The organism is Variovorax sp. Soil_C_33, assembly GCF_057656935.1.
Genome location: NZ_JBDGJK010000011.1, coordinates 1 through 15,971, shown reverse-complemented (window position 1 = coordinate 15,971; position 15,971 = coordinate 1). Strand labels below are relative to the sequence as shown.

19 protein-coding genes and 1 pseudogene are annotated in these 15,971 nt (G+C 66.4%); 15 read left to right on the top strand and 5 right to left on the bottom strand.

The window, feature by feature from the left end:
• Positions 1–7: 7 nt before the first annotated feature.
• Positions 8–472: a metallophosphoesterase family protein gene (locus AC3A6B_RS17670; protein WP_487837973.1), complete on the top strand. Its 465-nt coding sequence runs from the start codon at positions 8–10 to the stop codon at positions 470–472.
• Here the strand turns inward: AC3A6B_RS17670 and AC3A6B_RS17665 are convergent.
• Complete coding sequence (locus AC3A6B_RS17665) at positions 469–1,125, bottom strand: MarC family protein (RefSeq protein WP_126839514.1); 657 nt, start codon at positions 1,123–1,125, stop codon at positions 469–471. The two genes, AC3A6B_RS17670 and AC3A6B_RS17665, sit on opposite strands and share 4 nt — an antisense overlap.
• Positions 1,125–1,871 carry an SDR family oxidoreductase gene (locus AC3A6B_RS17660; protein WP_487837972.1) on the bottom strand — a complete coding sequence of 249 codons (747 nt, stop codon included), beginning with the start codon at positions 1,869–1,871 and terminating at the stop codon, positions 1,125–1,127. The genes AC3A6B_RS17665 and AC3A6B_RS17660 overlap by 1 nt, the downstream gene beginning before the upstream one ends.
• Before the next feature lie 71 nt (positions 1,872–1,942).
• Here AC3A6B_RS17660 and AC3A6B_RS17655 point away from each other — a divergent pair, with 71 nt between their 5' ends.
• The 3 genes from AC3A6B_RS17655 to AC3A6B_RS17645 are packed head-to-tail and all read left to right on the top strand — an operon-like array spanning position 1,943 to position 4,146.
• Positions 1,943–2,563 carry a DsbA family protein gene (locus tag AC3A6B_RS17655; protein WP_487837971.1) on the top strand — a complete coding sequence of 207 codons (621 nt, stop codon included), beginning with the start codon at positions 1,943–1,945 and terminating at the stop codon, positions 2,561–2,563.
• 2 nt (positions 2,564–2,565) lie between these two features.
• Positions 2,566–3,249: a dienelactone hydrolase family protein gene (locus AC3A6B_RS17650; protein ID WP_487837970.1), complete on the top strand. Its 684-nt coding sequence runs from the start codon at positions 2,566–2,568 to the stop codon at positions 3,247–3,249.
• 27 nt (positions 3,250–3,276) lie between these two features.
• Complete coding sequence (locus AC3A6B_RS17645; RefSeq protein WP_487838171.1) at positions 3,277–4,146, top strand: amidohydrolase family protein; 870 nt, start codon at positions 3,277–3,279, stop codon at positions 4,144–4,146.
• Between the two features lie 9 nt (positions 4,147–4,155).
• On the opposite strand, the gene AC3A6B_RS17640 is transcribed toward AC3A6B_RS17645, so the two are convergent.
• Positions 4,156–5,115 carry a LysR family transcriptional regulator gene (locus AC3A6B_RS17640; protein WP_487837969.1) on the bottom strand — a complete coding sequence of 320 codons (960 nt, stop codon included), beginning with the start codon at positions 5,113–5,115 and terminating at the stop codon, positions 4,156–4,158.
• 106 nt (positions 5,116–5,221) lie between these two features.
• Here AC3A6B_RS17640 and AC3A6B_RS17635 point away from each other — a divergent pair, with 106 nt between their 5' ends.
• Entirely contained in the window at positions 5,222–5,575 is a 354-nt protein-coding gene (locus AC3A6B_RS17635; RefSeq protein WP_487837968.1) for an alpha/beta hydrolase, read from the top strand.
• Between the two features lie 195 nt (positions 5,576–5,770).
• Complete coding sequence (locus AC3A6B_RS17630) at positions 5,771–6,139, top strand: DUF4148 domain-containing protein (protein WP_487837967.1); 369 nt, start codon at positions 5,771–5,773, stop codon at positions 6,137–6,139.
• Positions 6,140–6,195: 56 nt separating this feature from the next.
• Here AC3A6B_RS17630 and AC3A6B_RS17625 read toward each other — a convergent pair whose 3' ends face one another.
• Positions 6,196–7,329: a magnesium transporter CorA family protein gene (locus tag AC3A6B_RS17625; RefSeq protein ID WP_487837966.1), complete on the bottom strand. Its 1,134-nt coding sequence runs from the start codon at positions 7,327–7,329 to the stop codon at positions 6,196–6,198.
• A 17-nt stretch (positions 7,330–7,346) separates the two neighbouring features.
• A complete protein-coding gene (gene hemB, locus AC3A6B_RS17620; protein ID WP_487837965.1) occupies positions 7,347–8,351 on the bottom strand; it encodes a porphobilinogen synthase in 1,005 nt (334 codons plus the stop codon).
• Positions 8,352–8,660: 309 nt separating this feature from the next.
• On the opposite strand from hemB, the gene AC3A6B_RS17615 reads away from it, so the two are divergent.
• The 9 genes and pseudogenes from AC3A6B_RS17615 to AC3A6B_RS17575 all read left to right on the top strand — a co-directional run.
• Positions 8,661–9,089: a CopD family protein gene (locus AC3A6B_RS17615; protein ID WP_126839505.1), complete on the top strand. Its 429-nt coding sequence runs from the start codon at positions 8,661–8,663 to the stop codon at positions 9,087–9,089.
• A gap of 5 nt (positions 9,090–9,094) precedes the next feature.
• On the top strand, positions 9,095–10,207 hold the full coding sequence (locus AC3A6B_RS17610) for a VanZ family protein (protein WP_487837964.1): 1,113 nt from the start codon (positions 9,095–9,097) through the stop codon (positions 10,205–10,207).
• Between the two features lie 51 nt (positions 10,208–10,258).
• Complete coding sequence (locus tag AC3A6B_RS17605; RefSeq protein WP_487837963.1) at positions 10,259–10,612, top strand: (2Fe-2S) ferredoxin domain-containing protein; 354 nt, start codon at positions 10,259–10,261, stop codon at positions 10,610–10,612.
• The gene (locus AC3A6B_RS17600; RefSeq protein ID WP_487837962.1) at positions 10,613–11,245 is read left to right on the top strand and encodes an alpha/beta hydrolase; all 633 of its coding nucleotides are present in this window, start codon (positions 10,613–10,615) and stop codon (positions 11,243–11,245) included.
• Positions 11,246–11,267: 22 nt separating this feature from the next.
• Positions 11,268–12,437, top strand: coding sequence for a D-alanyl-D-alanine carboxypeptidase family protein (locus AC3A6B_RS17595; RefSeq protein ID WP_487837961.1), 1,170 nt, complete (start codon positions 11,268–11,270; stop codon positions 12,435–12,437).
• A 175-nt stretch (positions 12,438–12,612) separates the two neighbouring features.
• Positions 12,613–12,990, top strand: a complete 378-nt coding sequence (rpsL, locus tag AC3A6B_RS17590; protein WP_028249584.1) for a 30S ribosomal protein S12 — start codon at positions 12,613–12,615, stop codon at positions 12,988–12,990.
• A 144-nt stretch (positions 12,991–13,134) separates the two neighbouring features.
• Positions 13,135–13,608, top strand: a complete 474-nt coding sequence (rpsG, locus tag AC3A6B_RS17585; protein ID WP_093104188.1) for a 30S ribosomal protein S7 — start codon at positions 13,135–13,137, stop codon at positions 13,606–13,608.
• Between the two features lie 84 nt (positions 13,609–13,692).
• On the top strand, positions 13,693–15,792 hold the full coding sequence (gene fusA, locus AC3A6B_RS17580) for an elongation factor G (RefSeq protein WP_487837960.1): 2,100 nt from the start codon (positions 13,693–13,695) through the stop codon (positions 15,790–15,792).
• A gap of 107 nt (positions 15,793–15,899) precedes the next feature.
• A pseudogene (locus AC3A6B_RS17575) lies at positions 15,900–15,971 on the top strand (GTP-binding protein); the annotation flags it as partial.

Genomic DNA, 15,971 nt, shown 5'->3' with positions numbered 1-15,971 from the left:
CGGCCGCATGCACCGCATCGGTCTCATCTCCGACACGCACGGCCTGCTGCGGCCCGAGGCGCTCGCCTTCCTGCGCGGCTGCGAGCACATCGTGCACGGCGGCGATATCGGCGATGCACGCATCCTGGAAGCGCTGGCTGCCATCGCGCCGCTGACCGCGGTGCGCGGCAACAACGATCGGGACGCGTGGGCCGAGGTAGTGCCGGAAATGGCACTCATCGAGTTGGGCGGCGTGCGTCTCTATGCGATCCACGATCTCGCGCAGCTCGACATCGACCCGGTTGCCGCGGGCATTCGGGTGGTGGTGGCCGGGCACTCGCACCGGCCGCGGGTCGAGGAGCGCGATGGCGTGCTCTATGTCAATCCCGGCAGCGCCGGCCCGCGCCGCTTCAGGCTGCCGATTTCGGCGGCGGAGCTAAAGATCGATGACGGCGTGGTCACGCCGCGCATCGTCGAACTGGTGAAGGGCTAGGGCGCGCGCGCGAGCGCGGGAAACAGCGTGCCGAGCCCGTCGGCCATCACCTCGACCGCCAGCGCCGCGAGGATCAGGCCCATCAAGCGCGTCATCACGTTGATGCCGGTCTTGCCGAGCACGCGCGCGATCGGTTCGGCCAGCTGGAAGGTGAGACCGGTCGCCAGCCCGATCACCATGCCGTAGCCGACCAGCACCGCGAGCTCCCAGAGGTGCTGCGTCTTCTCGGCATAGATGACCACGGTCGACATGGTGGCCGGCCCGGTCAGGAGCGGAATGGCGAGCGGCACCACCGCGATCGAGGCGCCCAGCGAAGCCTTCACTTCCGTGGCCCGGAGCTCCTCCTGGCTGGTCTTGGATTCGGCCGGCTGTGCGTTGAGCATGCTGAGCGAGCTGATCAGGAGCAGCATGCCGCCGCCGACCTGGAAGCTCGCGATCGAGATGCCGAAGAAGGACAGCAACTGAAGCCCGAGCAGCGCGCAGACCGCGATGACCACGAAGGCGCTGAAGGCCGACACCCACGCGGTGCGTTTGCGCTGGGCCTCGGTGTAGCCCTGCGTGTAGTGGATGAAGAAAGGCACGATCGCGAGCGGATTCACGATCGCCAGCAAGGTGATCATCGGCTTGACCAGGTCCATCGTGGGAGTCGCCATCACCTTCCGCCCGTCACGTCGAGAAAGGTGCCCGTCACGTAGCTCGCTTCTTCCGACAGCAGCCACACGATGCCGTTGGCCACCTCCTGAGCGCTGCCGGTGCGCTTCATCGGCACGGTGGATGCGAGCTGGAAGGCGCGGTCGGGCATGCCGCCGGAGGCGTGGATCTCGGTGTCGATCAGGCCGGGCCGCACCGCGTTGACGCGGATGCCTTCGTCGGCGACCTCCTTGGCCAGCCCGATCGTGAAGCTGTCGATGGCGCCCTTGCTGGCCGCGTAGTCGACGTACTGGCCCGGCGAGCCCAGGCGCGCAGCGGCGCTGGAGAGATTGACGATGGCGCCGCCGCTGCCGCCATGCTTCGTGCTCATGCGCCGCACCGCCTCGCGCGCGCAGAGGAAGCTGCCGATCACGTTGATGCGCAGCATGCGCTCGAGCCGCGCCACGCTCATCTGGTCGACGCGCGCCTGCACGTCGACCACGCCGGCGTTGTTGACCAGCGCCGTGAGGCGGCCGAACTTGGCGTCGACCTTCTCGAACATCGCGAGCACCTGCGCCTCGTCGCCGACGTCGGCCTGCACGCTGATCGCGCGGCCGCCACCGTCGCGGATCGTGCGCACCACCTCGTCGGCGGCCAGCGAATTGCTGGCATAGTTGACGGCCACTGCGAAACCGCGCTGAGCGGCCAGCAGTGCCGTCGCGGCACCGATGCCGCGGCTGCCGCCGGTGATCAAGAGCACCTGGTCCAAATCCCACCTCCTGCACGAAAGCCGTGCCTCAGTTAAAACCGTGCGCACGATTACATCATCGGGAGCGGCTCGTGACCCACACCATCGACTACTACTTCACGCCCCAGAGCCCATGGACCTACCTGGGGCATGCGCGCTTCGCCGCGCTCGCCAGGTCCACCGGCGCCACGGTGCGGGTGCGGCCGGTCGATCTCGGCGCCGTGTATCCGGTCTCGGGCGGCCTGCCGCTGGGCAAGCGCGCGCCGCAGCGCCAGGCCTACCGGCTGGTGGAACTGGCGCGCTTCTCGCGCCACCTCGACATTCCATTGAACCCCAAGCCCAAGTTCTTTCCGGTCGCTGCCGACGACGCGGCGAAGCTCATCATCGCGGTCGACCTGCACGACGGCACCGAGGCCGCAATGAAGCTCTGCGGCGCGGTGTTCGCCGCGGTCTGGGTGCAGGAGCGCAACATCGCCGATCCCAAGGTGCTCGAAGCGCTGGTCGGCGAGTGCGCCTTGCCGGCCAAACGCTGCGAGCAGTCGCAAAGCCAGACGGTGCAGGAGCGCTACGAGGACTACACGCAGCAGGCCATCGACGCCAAGGTGTTCGGCGCGCCGAGCTACGTGATCGACGGCGAGATCTTCTGGGGCCAGGACCGGCTGGATTTCGTCGAACGTGCATTGATTCAACAACCATCCATCTCAGGAGCATGACCATGGGCCAGTTCATCGATCTCACCGCCAAGGACGGCTTCAGCTTTCCGGCCTACGTGGCGGAACCCGCGGGCAAGCCGAAGGGCGCGATCGTCGTGGTGCCGGAAATCTTCGGCGTCAACTCGCACATCCGCTCGGTGGCCGACGGCTACGCGGCCGACGGCTATCTCGCGGTCTCCCCCTCGACCTTCCATCGCATCAAGCCGGGCGTTGAGCTGGGCTACAGCGAGGAGGACATGAAGGCCGGTTTCGAGCTCAAGACCGCTGTGGAGGCGCTGCCGGCGCCGGGCGTGCTGCAGGACATCGAGGCGGCGGTCGAATACGCGGCGCGGGGCGGCAAGGTCGGCATCGTCGGCTACTGCTGGGGCGGCCTGCTCACGTGGCGCGCATCGGCGAAGGTGTCCGGCCTCGCGGCGGCCGTGCCCTACTACGGCGGCGGCATGACGACGCCGGAGGAGAGCGCGATCCAGCCCAAGGTGCCGGTGCTCGCCCATTTCGGCAACAAGGACCACTGGATTCCGCTCGACACCATCGAGGCCTTCAAGAAGGCTCACCCCGAGGTCGAGGTGCACGTCTACGAATCCGGCCACGGCTTCAATTGCGACCAGCGCGGCTCGTACAACGCCGAGGCCGCCAAGCTGGCGCGCGAGCGCACGCTCGCCTTCCTTGCGAAGCACGTCGGCTGACCGGGGAAAGGCGTGACGCGGCGTCTGATGCATTGGGTGCCGGCCCTGCTGGCGGCTGCCGCGCTCGGCGCGCAGGCGGCCGACTACGGCGGCCCGCTGTTCGACGCCCACCTGCACTACAACCAGGAAGCCTGGGACGGCGACACCGGCCCGTACCCGCCCGCCGAGGCGCTGGCGCGCATGCAGCGCAACGGCGTGAAGGCCGTCATCGCCAACTCGCGTCCCAACGCCGGGACGCAGACGCTCGCCGCGGCGCGCGAGACGCGCGAGGCCGGCGTGACCGTGGTGCCCTTCGTGCGGCTCTACCGCAACCGCGACGACTACGGCAACTGGTTCCGCGACGAGAGCATCCACGAGATGGTGCAAGCCGAACTGGCGCGCGGCACGGCGAGCGGGCCTTACCGGGGGCTCGGGGAATTTCATCTCTACGACAGCGCCAACGCCAATGGGCCGGTCGCGAAGAAGCTGATCGCGTTGGCGGAAGAGAGGAAGCTCGCGGTGCTGGCGCATGTCGACGACGTGGCGATCGACCTGTTGATGGCGCATGCGCCGTCCGGGGGAAAGTCGCTGCGGCTCATCTGGGCCCACACCGGCATCGGCGGCGCGCCGGTGGCGCGGGTGCAGGCGCTGCTGGAGCGCTATCCGTTGCTGATGGGCGAGCTCTCCTACCGGCCGGGGCTTACCTGCGAGGGCGGCATGCTGTGCCCCGAGTGGCGCGCGCTGATCCTCAAGTACCCGGAGCGTTTTCTGGTCGGCTCGGACACCTGGGTCAACCAGCGCTGGAGCGCCTACGACGAGATCATGGGCGGCTACCGCCGATGGCTCGGCGACGTGCCGCCCGAGGTGGCGCAGCGCATCGCGTGGGGCAATGCGGCGGCGCTGTTCGGCCTGCGCTGAACCGCGTGGTCAGGCAGTCGCAGGCTGCCGTACCCGCCGGGCGGGCTTGACGGCGACCGCCTCGGGAGGGGCCAGCGCGGCTGCCGGATTCCGCACGCGGTCCTCGAGGAAATCCAGCAACGCGCGCAGCGCCGCACTGTTGTGGCGGCGTTGCGAATAGGCCGCGTAGAGCCACAGGTCGCGCGGCATGTATTCCTTCAGCACCGGCACCAGCGCGCCGCGCTCGACATGCGACTGCGCCATCATCGCCGGCACGCACACGGCGCCGAGTCCGGCGAGCGCGGCGCCGATCAGCGGGGCGGCATCGTTGGCGTCCATGCGGCTCGCCACCGGCACGATATAGGGCTTGCCGTCGACCTCGAAAGGCAGGTGCGGCGCGCCTTCGGCGAGCGAGTAGGTCAGCACGTCGTGGCGGCGCATGTCGTCGGGTTTCTTGGGCAGGCCGCGCCGGGCCCAGTAGGAAGGCGCGGCGCACAGCACCAGGTCCATCTGGCGCAGGCGCCGCACGATCAGGTTCTCGTCGCGGATGCGCCCGAGGCGCAGCGCGATGTCCACGCCTTCCTCCACCAGATCGATCACGCGATTGCTCAGATGCAGGCTCACATGGACATCGGGGTACGTCTTGATGAACTCGCTCAGGATGTCGGGAAAGGCGCTCTGCGCGAACCCGTGCGGCGCCGTGATGCGAAGCCGCCCGCGCGGATGGCCGGCATGCTCCTGCAACTCGCTCTGCGTGAGCTCGACCATCTCCATCAGCGGCTTGCTGCGCTCGAGCAGCAGCTGGCCGGCATCGGTCAGGCTGACGGAGCGCGTGGAGCGGTTGAGCAGGCGCACGCCGAAGCGTTCTTCGAGCTGTGCGACGTACTTGCTGACGGTCGCTTTCGAGGTGCCGAGCGCCTTTGCGGCGCGGGAGAAGCTGCCGCGTTCGGCAACTTCACGAAAGGCTTTCAGCAGGTCCAGGCCGTCCATCGGGCTTCCATTGTTTCAATTTCGTGAATGCGGTGGTTCCTAAAGCCAAGGGTTTTTACCTAGATTCGGGCGCAAACTTCATCCCACACCAACCAGGAGATTTGACATGAAGACCTCGAAGATCATCGCCGCCGCTGCGCTCTCGATTCTCGCCGCTGCCGGCGCACAGGCCGAAACCTATGACGGCGTGCACTCGCTGGTGTCGGCCAACAGCCGCGCCGAAGTGAATGCCCAAGCGGTCGCGGCCGCCCACGGTGCCAACCCCTATGCGGAAGGCTACGCCGCCGGGCCCGCGACGGTTCTGGCGAGCGCCCGCGACCGTGCCGACGTGCGCGCCGAAGCCGTGGCCCATGCGCACAGGCCGAACCAGAACGTGCGCCGCGAGTCTTTCGCCGGCAGCGTGATTCCGGCGCAGTTCTCGAACCCGCGCTTCGTGACGACGCGCCAGGCCGGGCTGTAATCCTCAAGTTCGCGAGAGCGACAACGCCGGGCCATGCGAAAGCATGGGCCCGGCTTTACATTGTTTCGATCCCGGAAACGCGGTGTCTCTTTTCTAGGTAATTTCCCGAGGTGTTTCCACCGGAAACTTCGTCGCACAGGCCAGCCATCCCGCGAGCCTGGTCAGCAACCACAGACGAATTCCAAAGGACCTGAAATGAAGACCTCGCAAATCATTGCCGCCGCCGCTCTTTCCCTCCTGGCCGCCGCCGGCGCCCAGGCCGAAAGCTACGAAGGCGTGCAAAAGTCGGTGTCCGGCCTGAGCCGCGCCGACGTCGAAGCCGAAGCCGTTCGTGCGGCCGCTGCGCCCAACCAGAACGTGACGCGCGGCTCGCGTGGCGCCGATCCCTTCACCTCGGTGGCTGATCCGGCGGCGGTGCGTGCCCAGGCCGTCGCCACGGCGAACGCCCCCGACCAGAACGTGACCAGCGGCTCGCGCGTCAACAGCCGTGTGATCTCGACCATGCCCAACCGCGCCGCCACGCTACAGCAAGCGCAGCAGCAAGGCACCCCCGCGGCCAAGTAATTCGCCGAGTTCCACAGAAGGACCGGGCAGCGCATCAGCGCTGCCCGGTTTTTTGTTTATCTGGTTCGGGCCAAGTAGCGCTTGCGCCAGAACACGACCACCAGCAGCAACGCGATCACGGCCATTGAGGCCATGGCGATCCAGAAGCCGTCGGCTTTGTGCACGAGCGGGATGAACTCGAAGTTCATTCCGAAGATGCCGGCAATCAGGTTGAGCGGAAGAAAGATCGCGGTGAGCGCCGTCAGCACCCGCATGATGTCGTTGGCCCGGTGGCTCTGCACGCTGAAATGCATCTGCACAGCCGTCTCGGCGTTCTGTTCGAGGCGCCGCACGTGGTGGACCACGCGCTGGATGTGTTCGAGCACGTCGCGGCTGCGCACCATGATCAGTTCGCGTTCGCGCAGCGCGGCAGCGCCTTCCGGCGGCGGAAGGGTCTCGAGCGCATCGATCCAGTCCTGAATGGCTGCGCGCTGGTCTTCGCAGATCTCGTCCAGGTGGTGCAGCGACTGGCGCGCATCCATCAGCGCGCTCCAGTTCGTGAAGCGGCTGCGGGGGTCGATCAGCTCGGTCTGCCAGTGGTCCAGCTGCCGCGTCAGGTCGCGCCGCAGGTCGAGGTAGGCATCGACGATCAGGTTCACCACGCGCAGCATCAGGTCGGGAGGATTCGGCGGCACGCGCGTGGAAACGGCGCGGACGTCCAGCGCCGGGGCGGTGGCGCCGCGCGCGTCCGGTGCCGCCGCCGCGAGTAGCCGGGCGGCAAAGGCATCGCGCACCGCGCCGTCTTCTGGATGCACGGACAGCAGCACGCGGTCGAAGACCGCAAAGCCGACCGGCCGCGTGTCGACGCGCCGCAGCACCGGCGGGCCGCCGCGCGCCAGCGCAGGCTCGACGCTCTTCTGCGCCGCGCCGTTGGCGGCCGCGAGCCGGCGGAAGACCAGCACGTCGTACTGGGAGGTGTAGTCGTAGTGCGAGGGCAATTGGTCGTTGACCAAGTCGGCCACATGGAGGTCGACCAGCTGGGTGCCGCAGAGCGACTGCAGGATCCCCTGCACCTCTGCGAGCGAACTGCGGAATTCGTCTCGCGTCAGCGAGATCCACAGATAGCCGTTGGCGCAGGCGCCGGGCACGGCCATCGGCGCGAGCGCCTCATGTTCCGTGATCCGCGAGCCGCTGATCTCAAAGACGCGCATGGGGCCCGATCCGTGCGCTACTGTTTCTGCAGCAGCCGTGCGGCATCGAGCGCAAAGTAGGTGAGCACGCCGTCGGCGCCGGCGCGCTTGAAGGCCAGCAGGCTTTCGAGCATCACGGCATCGTGATCGAGCCAGCCGTTCTGCGACGCCGCCTTGAGCATGGCGTACTCGCCGCTGACCTGGTAGGCGAAGGTCGGCACCTGGAACGCATCCTTCACCCGGCGCACGATGTCGAGGTAGGGCATGCCCGGCTTCACCATCACCATGTCGGCACCCTCGGCGATGTCGATCGCCACCTCGCGCAACGCCTCGTCGCTGTTGCCAGGGTCCATCTGGTAGACCTTCTTGTTGCTCTTGCCGAGGTTGGCGGCCGAGCCGACGGCGTCGCGGAAGGGGCCGTAGAAGGCGCTCGCGTACTTGGCGCTGTAGGCCATGATCCGCGTGTGGATCTGGCCGGCCGACTCCAGGGCGTTGCGGATCGCGCCGATGCGCCCGTCCATCATGTCGCTCGGCGCCACGATGTCCACGCCGGTTTGCGACTGCACGAGCGCCTGCTTGACCAGTACCTCGACGGTCGGGTCGTTCAGGATGTAGCCGGTGTCGTCGAGCAGGCCGTCCTGGCCGTGGCTGGTGTACGGATCGAGCGCCACGTCGGTCATCACGCCCAGTTCCGGAAAGCGCGACTTGAGGGCGGCCACCACGCGCGGGATCAGGCCCTCGGGATTGAAGGCCTCGTCCCCGGCCGGCGTCTTGAGGCCGGCATCGATCACCGGGAACAGCGCCATCACCGGGATGCCAGCCGCCACGCATTGTTCGGCGACCGGCAGCAACAGATCCAGGCTCAGTCGGTCAACGCCGGGCATCGAGGGCACGGCATCACGTCGCTTCTGGCCCTCCTGGACGAACACCGGATAAATCAAGTCATGAACGGTGAGCGTGTGCTCACGGACAAGATTGCGCGTGAAGGCATCGTGGCGCAGCCGGCGCGGCCGACCCGCAGGAAAGGGGGCGTGGAGGGTCATGCGGAAAATTGTGCCTGAAGTGCTGGGACTGCCCTCTGATGCAGCCCTTCGCGCGGCTTTTCTGAGTAATACGTTGGAACTAATGTGTTTTGCCAATTCGGGGAGAAAGATTAGAACTCGCTTGATAGGTTGTAATGCCTTTGCTAAATTCCGCAGTGGGCGGCTTGCCGCTCCCCGCTTTTCCTCCCTGAGCGGGTGCCTTGATGTGTGACAGCAAAAGGGCTTCCCAGCCCGGCGTTTTGACGCCGGGCTTTTTTTTGCCCCTTTCAATCGCCCCGTGCCAATGGGGCGCGCCACTAAACTGCCGCCATGCTCTGGGTCAAATCACTGCACATCGTGTTCATTGCGAGCTGGTTCGCGGGACTGTTCTATCTGCCGCGCCTCTTCGTGAACCTGGCGATGGTGGCGCCCGAATCCGTGGCCGAACGTGCGCGGCTGGTGCTCATGGCGCGCAAGCTGTTCCGGTTCACCACTTTCCTGGCCGTGCCGGCGCTGGGCTTCGGGCTCTGGCTCTGGCTCGGCTACGGTATCGGACGCGGACCGGGCAACGGCTGGATGCACGCCAAGCTGGCCCTGGTGCTCCTGGCGATCGGCTATCACCATGCCTGCGGGGTGCTGCTGCGCAAGTTCGTCTCGGGCGCAGACCGGCGCGGCGAGCGCTGGTACCGCTGGTTCAACGAAGTGCCGGTGCTGCTGCTGCTCGGGATCGTGGTGCTGGTCGTGGTCAAGCCCTTCTGAGCAAGGTGGGAACCCCGCACAAGTCCGCGGCACTGCCCCTTGCGCTCGCCTACGCCGCGCTGATCGTCTACGCGAGTCTTTATCCGTTCACCGACTGGCGCGACCAGGGCATCGCGCCTTGGGCCTATCTGGCGGCGCCGTGGCCCAAGTACTGGACCGGCTTCGACTTCGGGGTCAACGTCGCGGGTTATATGCCCTTCGGTTTCCTGGCGGGGATCGCGGTACTGCGGACCCGGCCGGGCGTCGGCGTAGCGGGCGCGGTGCTGCGCGCGACGGCGGCAGGCGCCACGATCGCTTTCGCCATGGAGACCTTGCAGAGTTACTTGCCCTCGCGCATTCCCTCCAATGTCGACCTCGGGCTGAACAGCGCCGGCGCCCTGGCGGGCGCCGTGCTCGCGGCGGCGCTCGAGCGCTTCGGTGCCGTGGCGCACTGGCACCGGGCCCGCTCCAACTGGTTCGTCGAGGAGTCGCGCGGCGCGCTGGTGCTGCTGGCGCTGTGGCCACTGGCCTTGCTGTTTCCGGCAGCGGTTACTTTCGGGCTGGGCCAGGTGTTCGAACGGCTCGAGGCAGCGATCTCGGAATGGCTCCTCGACACCCCTTTCATCGACTGGATGCCGGTGCGTCAGTTCGAGCTCGAGCCGCTGGTGCCAGGCGTCGAACTGCTGTGCGTCATGCTGGGCGCGCTGGTGCCCTGCCTGCTGGCTTTCCTGGTCACGCGCTCGATCTCTCGCCGGGCCGTCCTGCTGCCGGCGGTGCTTGCGGCCGGGATGGCTGCCACCGCCTTGTCGGCCGCGCTGAGCTACGGCCCCGAGCACGCCTGGGCTTGGCTGAGCCTGCCAGTGCAGGTCGGCATCGTGGCGGCGCTGGTTCTGGGCGTGCTGTTGCTGCCCGCGCCACGCCGGTTCTGTGCGGGCTTGCTGCTGATCGCGCTCGTGGTCCATCTGAGTCTGCTCAACCAGGCACCCGAGAGTGCTTACTTCGCACAGACCTTGGCGACCTGGGAGCAGGGGCGTTTCATCCGCTTCCACGGGCTCGCGCAGTGGCTGGGCTGGCTTTGGCCCTTCGCCACGCTGGCCTACGTGCTGGCCGCGCTGTCGCGCCGGACGCGGCCTGCGTAGTCCATACCCCGGTCCCGGGTGCTCGCGTCGCACGCTCAATAGAATGGTTCGATGTCCAATTCCAGCACCTCGCCGCCGCGCGGCTACTACGCCCGGCACATCTTCTTCTGCCTGAACGAACGCAAGAACGAAGAGGACTCCTGCTCGAAGCACAACGCCCAGGCAGGCTTCGATCGTTGCAAGGCCCGCATCAGGGAGGCCGGACTGGCCGGGCCCGGCAAAGTGCGCGTCAACAAGGCCGGCTGTCTCGACCGCTGCGCGGGCGGGCCGGTGGCGGTGGTCTATCCGGAAGCCGTCTGGTACACCTTCGTCGACGAGAGCGACATCGACGAGATCGTCGAATCGCATCTGAAGAATGGCAAGGTGGTCGAGCGGCTGCTGTTGCCGCCCGAGGTGGGGCGCTGAATGAATTCCAGAACCGAAAAAATCCAGCTGAAGGGCACCGCGGGCGCCATCGAGGTGCTGCGCGACGCGGCGGCTGCAGGCTCGCCGGCGCTCGGCGTTGCGGTGATCGCCCATCCCCACCCGCTCTTCGGCGGCACCATGGACAACAAGGTCGTGCAGACGCTGGCGCGCGCCTTCGTTTCGTGCGGGTGGACCGCCGTGCGCTTCAACTTCCGCGGCGTCGGCGCCAGCGAAGGCGCGCATGACGAAGGACGCGGCGAGCGCGACGACATGCTGGCCGTCGTCGAGCAGCTGGCGCCCGAGGGGCCGCTGGCCATCGCCGGCTTCTCGTTCGGCGCCTTCGTGGCGAGCTGCACGGCAGAGAAGCTCTGGGCCACGCGGGACATCCGGCACCTGGTGCTGGTCGGCACCGCCGCCTCGCGTTTTTCCGTCGCGGCGCTGCCGGCCGAAGCGCACGAACGCACGCTGGTCGTGCATGGCGAGCACGACGACACCGTGCCGCTCGCCGCCGTGATGGACTGGGCGCGGCCGCAGTCACTTCCTGTCACAGTCGTTCCCGGAGGCGGTCATTTCTTTCACGGACAATTGCCGCTGCTCAAAAGTCTGGTCGTCCGCCACCTGCGCGCGGGCTAGTTTTTCGTCTCTTCGCATCCCCATGAATCGTTTTCTCGACGCGCTGCGCGCGCTCGCGGTGGCCGCTGCCGCATCTTTCTGCATGGTCGTTCACGCCCAGGTGCCGGCGCCGCCCGAAGTCGCGGCGCGCAGCTACCTGCTGCTCGACGTCACGGCCAACCAGTTGCTCGCGCAAAAGGACATCGACAGCCCGGTCGAGCCGGCCTCGCTCACCAAGCTGATGTCGGCCTACCTCGTGTTCGACGCGCTCAAGGCCAAGAAGATCGGCCTGCAGCAGACCCTGCCGGTCAGCCCGCGCGCCTGGAAGATGCCCGGCTCGCGCATGTTCATCGACCCCAAGATGCAGGTGCCGGTCGAAGACCTGATCAAGGGCCTGATCGTCAATTCGGGCAACGACGCCACCGTCGCGCTCGCCGAGGGCGTGGGCGGCACGGTCGAGCACTTCGTCGAGCTCATGAACGAGCAGGCCAAGGCGCTCGGCATGAAGAACACCGGCTACAAGAATCCCGAGGGCCTCACCGCGCCGGGCCACACCACCACGGCGCGCGACCTCAGCATCCTGGCGACACGCCTGATGCGCGACTTCCCGGAGTACGTGCACTACTACGCCATCAAGAAGTACCGCTATCCGGGCACGCCTTCGACCAACGACACCAACCGCAATCTGCTGCTGTTCCGCGATCCGACCGTCGACGGCCTCAAGACCGGGCACACCGATGCAGCCGGCTACTGCATGATCGTGACCTCCAAACGCGATTTCCCGAACCTCGGCGGCGGGCGGCGCCTGCTGTCGATCGTGCTGGGCGCAGCCAGCGAGAACGCGCGCGCCAACGAGTCGCAGAAGCTCCTGAACTGGGGCTACACCGCCTACGATGCGGTGCGCCTGTTCGACGCCAACCAGCCGGTGGCGACGCCCGCAGTCTGGAAGGGCAAGGAAAACACCGTCAAGCTGGGCCGTCCCGAGGCGATCGTGGTGGCGGTACCGGCCGGCTCGGCCAGCAAGATCAAGACGCAAGTGGCGCGGCCGGACCCGCTGGTCGCGCCGTTCTCCCGCTTCCAGCCGATCGGCTCGCTCAAGATCACGCTGGCCGACCAGCCGGTCGCCGAGGTGCCGCTGGTCGCGCTGGAGCCGGTCGAACAGGCCGGCGTGCTGGGCCGCGCCTGGGACGCCGTCCGTCTCTGGATCAAGTGAGGCCGGCGCCCGCCCGGCGGGCGCCCCCGCGCAGCTGAAATTGCGGCGTCATGACCGCACTGCTATACTCGTGGGCTTTTCGGAAAAATCCGAAGGGATTCACGTTTTCGTCATCTCCCGGCCCCTTGTGTCACGACAAGGATTCTTGCCGGGGTGTTTTGGGACTTATTCATTCATGCCAACCATCAATCAACTGGTGCGTCAGGGTCGCGAGGTCGAAAAGATCAAGTCGAAGAGCCCTGCCATGCAGAACTCGCCGCAACGCCGCGGCGTCTGCACCCGGGTCTACACCACGACCCCGAAAAAGCCGAATTCGGCGCTGCGGAAAGTCGCCAAGGTGCGCCTGACCAACGGCTTCGAAGTCATTTCCTACATCGGCGGCGAAGGCCACAATCTCCAGGAACACAGCGTCGTGCTGGTCCGCGGCGGTCGTGTCAAGGACTTGCCCGGTGTGCGCTACCACATCGTGCGCGGTTCGCTGGACCTGCAAGGCGTGAAAGACCGCAAGCAGTCGCGTTCCAAGTACGGCGCGAAGCGCCCCAAGAAGGCTTAAGGCTTTCTGTCGTTCAACGGTGTTCGGCGTGCCCTGGCAGGCGCATCGGACGAAGTGACCCGCTGTTGGGTCGAGTAAGTGAGAGTTCTTGTTGGCTCTCGCGGTGCCGGAAACGGCGCCAACTGAAGCAAAGAGGTTAGAAAAATGCCACGTCGTCGCGAAGTCCCCAAACGTGAAATCCTGCCGGATCCCAAGTACGGCAATGTCGAGCTGTCCAAATTCATGAACGTGATCATGGAAGGCGGCAAGAAGGCGATCGCCGAGCGCATCATCTATGGCGCGCTCGACCAGATCGAGAAGAAGAACCCGGGCAAGGACCCGGTCGAAGCCTTCACCATGGCCATCAACAACGTCAAGCCGATGGTCGAAGTGAAGTCGCGCCGCGTCGGCGGTGCGAACTATCAGGTTCCGGTCGAGGTGCGCCCGGTGCGCCGCCTGGCGCTGTCGATGCGCTGGATCAAGGAAGCCGCCCGCAAGCGCGGCGAGAAGTCGATGGCCCTGCGTCTGGCCAACGAACTCATGGAAGCCACGGAAGGCCGTGGCGGTGCCATGAAGAAGCGCGATGAAGTGCACCGCATGGCCGAAGCCAACAAGGCCTTCAGCCACTTCCGCTTCTAACAACAGCCCACTAGTCAGACAGGCTGGAAGCCCGACCCACCGAATGCGGTGGGCGGGCTTTCATCCGTTAACGGAGTAATTTTCATGTCCCGCAAGACCCCCATCGAGCGCTACCGCAACATCGGTATTTCTGCGCACATCGACGCCGGCAAGACCACCACCACCGAGCGCATCCTGTTCTACACCGGTGTGAATCACAAGATCGGCGAAGTGCACGACGGCGCCGCCACGATGGACTGGATGGAGCAGGAGCAGGAGCGCGGCATCACGATCACGTCCGCTGCCACCACCTGCTTCTGGAAGGGCATGGGCGCCAACTTCGACGAGCACCGCATCAACATCATCGACACGCCCGGCCACGTGGACTTCACGATCGAAGTCGAGCGCTCGATGCGCGTGCTCGACGGCGCCGTGATGGTGTACGACGCCGTCGGCGGCGTGCAGCCCCAATCCGAAACCGTCTGGCGCCAGGCCAACAAGTACAAGGTGCCGCGCCTCGCGTTCGTCAACAAGATGGACCGCACGGGTGCCGACTTCCTGCGCGTGCGCCAGATGATGGTGGACCGCCTGAAGGCCAACCCCGTCGTGATCCAGATCCCGATCGGCGCCGAAGACCGCTTCCAGGGCGTCGTCGACCTCGTGAAGATGAAGTCGATCATCTGGGACGAGGACAAGGGCGTCACCTTCAAGTACGGCGAGATCCCGGCCGACCTGGCCGACGTCTGTGCCGAGTACCACGAGAAGCTGGTCGAGGCTGCCGCCGAATCGAGCGAAGAGCTCATGAACAAGTACCTCGAAGGCAACGCGCTGACCGAGGCGGAAATCAAGGCCGGCATCCGCCAGCGCACCATCGCCGGCGAGATCCAGCCGATGCTGTGCGGCTCGGCGTTCAAGAACAAGGGCGTGCAGGCCATGCTCGACGCCGTCGTCGAGTACATGCCGTCGCCGCTGGACATCCCGCCGGTGGCCGGCACGGACGATGACGAACAGCCCGTCACGCGCAAGGCCGACGACAACGAGAAGTTCTCGGCGCTCGCGTTCAAGCTGATGACCGACCCGTTCGTGGGCCAGCTCACCTTCGTGCGCGTCTACTCGGGCGTGCTGACCAAGGGCGACAGCGTTTACAACCCGGTGCGCGGCAAGAAGGAGCGCATCGGCCGTATCGTGCAGATGCACGCCAACAACCGTGAGGAAGTCAGCGAAATCCGCGCCGGCGACATCGCCGCCTGCGTGGGCCTGAAGGAAGTCACCACCGGCGAAACGCTGTGCGACCCGGCCGCGATCGTCACGCTCGAGCGCATGGTGTTCCCGGAAACCGTGATCTCGCAGGCCGTGGAGCCGAAGACCAAGGCCGACCAGGAAAAGATGGGCATCGCGCTGCAGCGCCTGGCACAGGAAGACCCGTCTTTCCGCGTCAAGACCGACGAAGAATCGGGCCAGACCATCATCGCCGGCATGGGCGAGCTGCACCTCGAAATCATCGTGGACCGCATGAAGCGCGAGTTCGGCGTCGAGGCCAATGTCGGCAAGCCGCAGGTCGCCTACCGCGAAACCATCCGCAAGACCGTCGAGGAAGCCGAAGGCAAGTTCGTGCGCCAGTCGGGCGGCAAGGGCCAATACGGCCACGTCGTGCTCAAGCTGGAGCCGCAGGAAGCCGGCAAGGGCTTCGAATTCGTCGACGCGATCAAGGGCGGCGTGGTGCCGCGCGAGTACATCCCCGCGGTCGAAAAGGGCATCGTCGAGGCGCTGGGCCAAGGCGTTCTGGCCGGCTACCCGGTGGTCGACGTCAAGGTCACGCTGCACTTCGGTTCGTACCACGACGTGGACTCGAACGAAATGGCCTTCAAGATGGCCGCGATCTTCGGTTTCAAGGAAGGTGCCCGCAAGGCCAACCCCGTGATCCTCGAGCCGATGATGGCCGTGGAAGTCGAAACGCCCGAGGACTACGCCGGCAACGTGATGGGCGACCTGTCCTCACGCCGCGGCATGGTCCAAGGCATGGACGACATGGTCGGCGGCGGCAAGGCCATCAAGGCCGAGGTCCCGCTGTCGGAAATGTTCGGCTACTCGACCACGCTGCGCTCGATGTCTCAAGGCCGCGCCACCTACACGATGGAGTTCAAGCACTACGCCGAAGCTCCGCGCAACGTGGCCGAAGCCATCGTCGCTTCCCGCGCCAAGTAAGAAGTTCTGTCTGCGACCGTGTGCCTCTCGTTGCCCGTGGCGAGAGAACCAGCAACATGGTGCAGACGTTAAACCATACACGGGCACTGCTCTTTCAAGGATAGAAAATGGCAAAAGGAAAATTCACCCGCACGAAGCCGCACGTGAACGTGGGCACGATCGGTCACGTGGACCATGGC

Excerpts from the sequence above, each read along its gene's own strand:
- AC3A6B_RS17670 (WP_487837973.1), top strand. The coding sequence starts at position 8 with ATGCACCGCATCGGTCTCATCTCCGACACGCACGGCCTGCTGCGGCCC.
- AC3A6B_RS17665 (WP_126839514.1), bottom strand. The coding sequence starts at position 1,125 with ATGGCGACTCCCACGATGGACCTGGTCAAGCCGATGATCACCTTGCTG.
- AC3A6B_RS17650 (WP_487837970.1), top strand. The coding sequence starts at position 2,566 with ATGGGCCAGTTCATCGATCTCACCGCCAAGGACGGCTTCAGCTTTCCG.
- AC3A6B_RS17645 (WP_487838171.1), top strand. The coding sequence starts at position 3,277 with ATGCATTGGGTGCCGGCCCTGCTGGCGGCTGCCGCGCTCGGCGCGCAG.
- AC3A6B_RS17640 (WP_487837969.1), bottom strand. The coding sequence starts at position 5,115 with ATGGACGGCCTGGACCTGCTGAAAGCCTTTCGTGAAGTTGCCGAACGC.
- AC3A6B_RS17635 (WP_487837968.1), top strand. The coding sequence starts at position 5,222 with ATGAAGACCTCGAAGATCATCGCCGCCGCTGCGCTCTCGATTCTCGCC.
- AC3A6B_RS17630 (WP_487837967.1), top strand. The coding sequence starts at position 5,771 with ATGAAGACCTCGCAAATCATTGCCGCCGCCGCTCTTTCCCTCCTGGCC.
- AC3A6B_RS17625 (WP_487837966.1), bottom strand. The coding sequence starts at position 7,329 with ATGCGCGTCTTTGAGATCAGCGGCTCGCGGATCACGGAACATGAGGCG.
- hemB (WP_487837965.1), bottom strand. The coding sequence starts at position 8,351 with ATGACCCTCCACGCCCCCTTTCCTGCGGGTCGGCCGCGCCGGCTGCGC.
- AC3A6B_RS17615 (WP_126839505.1), top strand. The coding sequence starts at position 8,661 with ATGCTCTGGGTCAAATCACTGCACATCGTGTTCATTGCGAGCTGGTTC.
- AC3A6B_RS17605 (WP_487837963.1), top strand. The coding sequence starts at position 10,259 with ATGTCCAATTCCAGCACCTCGCCGCCGCGCGGCTACTACGCCCGGCAC.
- AC3A6B_RS17600 (WP_487837962.1), top strand. The coding sequence starts at position 10,613 with ATGAATTCCAGAACCGAAAAAATCCAGCTGAAGGGCACCGCGGGCGCC.
- AC3A6B_RS17595 (WP_487837961.1), top strand. The coding sequence starts at position 11,268 with ATGAATCGTTTTCTCGACGCGCTGCGCGCGCTCGCGGTGGCCGCTGCC.
- rpsL (WP_028249584.1), top strand. The coding sequence starts at position 12,613 with ATGCCAACCATCAATCAACTGGTGCGTCAGGGTCGCGAGGTCGAAAAG.
- rpsG (WP_093104188.1), top strand. The coding sequence starts at position 13,135 with ATGCCACGTCGTCGCGAAGTCCCCAAACGTGAAATCCTGCCGGATCCC.
- fusA (WP_487837960.1), top strand. The coding sequence starts at position 13,693 with ATGTCCCGCAAGACCCCCATCGAGCGCTACCGCAACATCGGTATTTCT.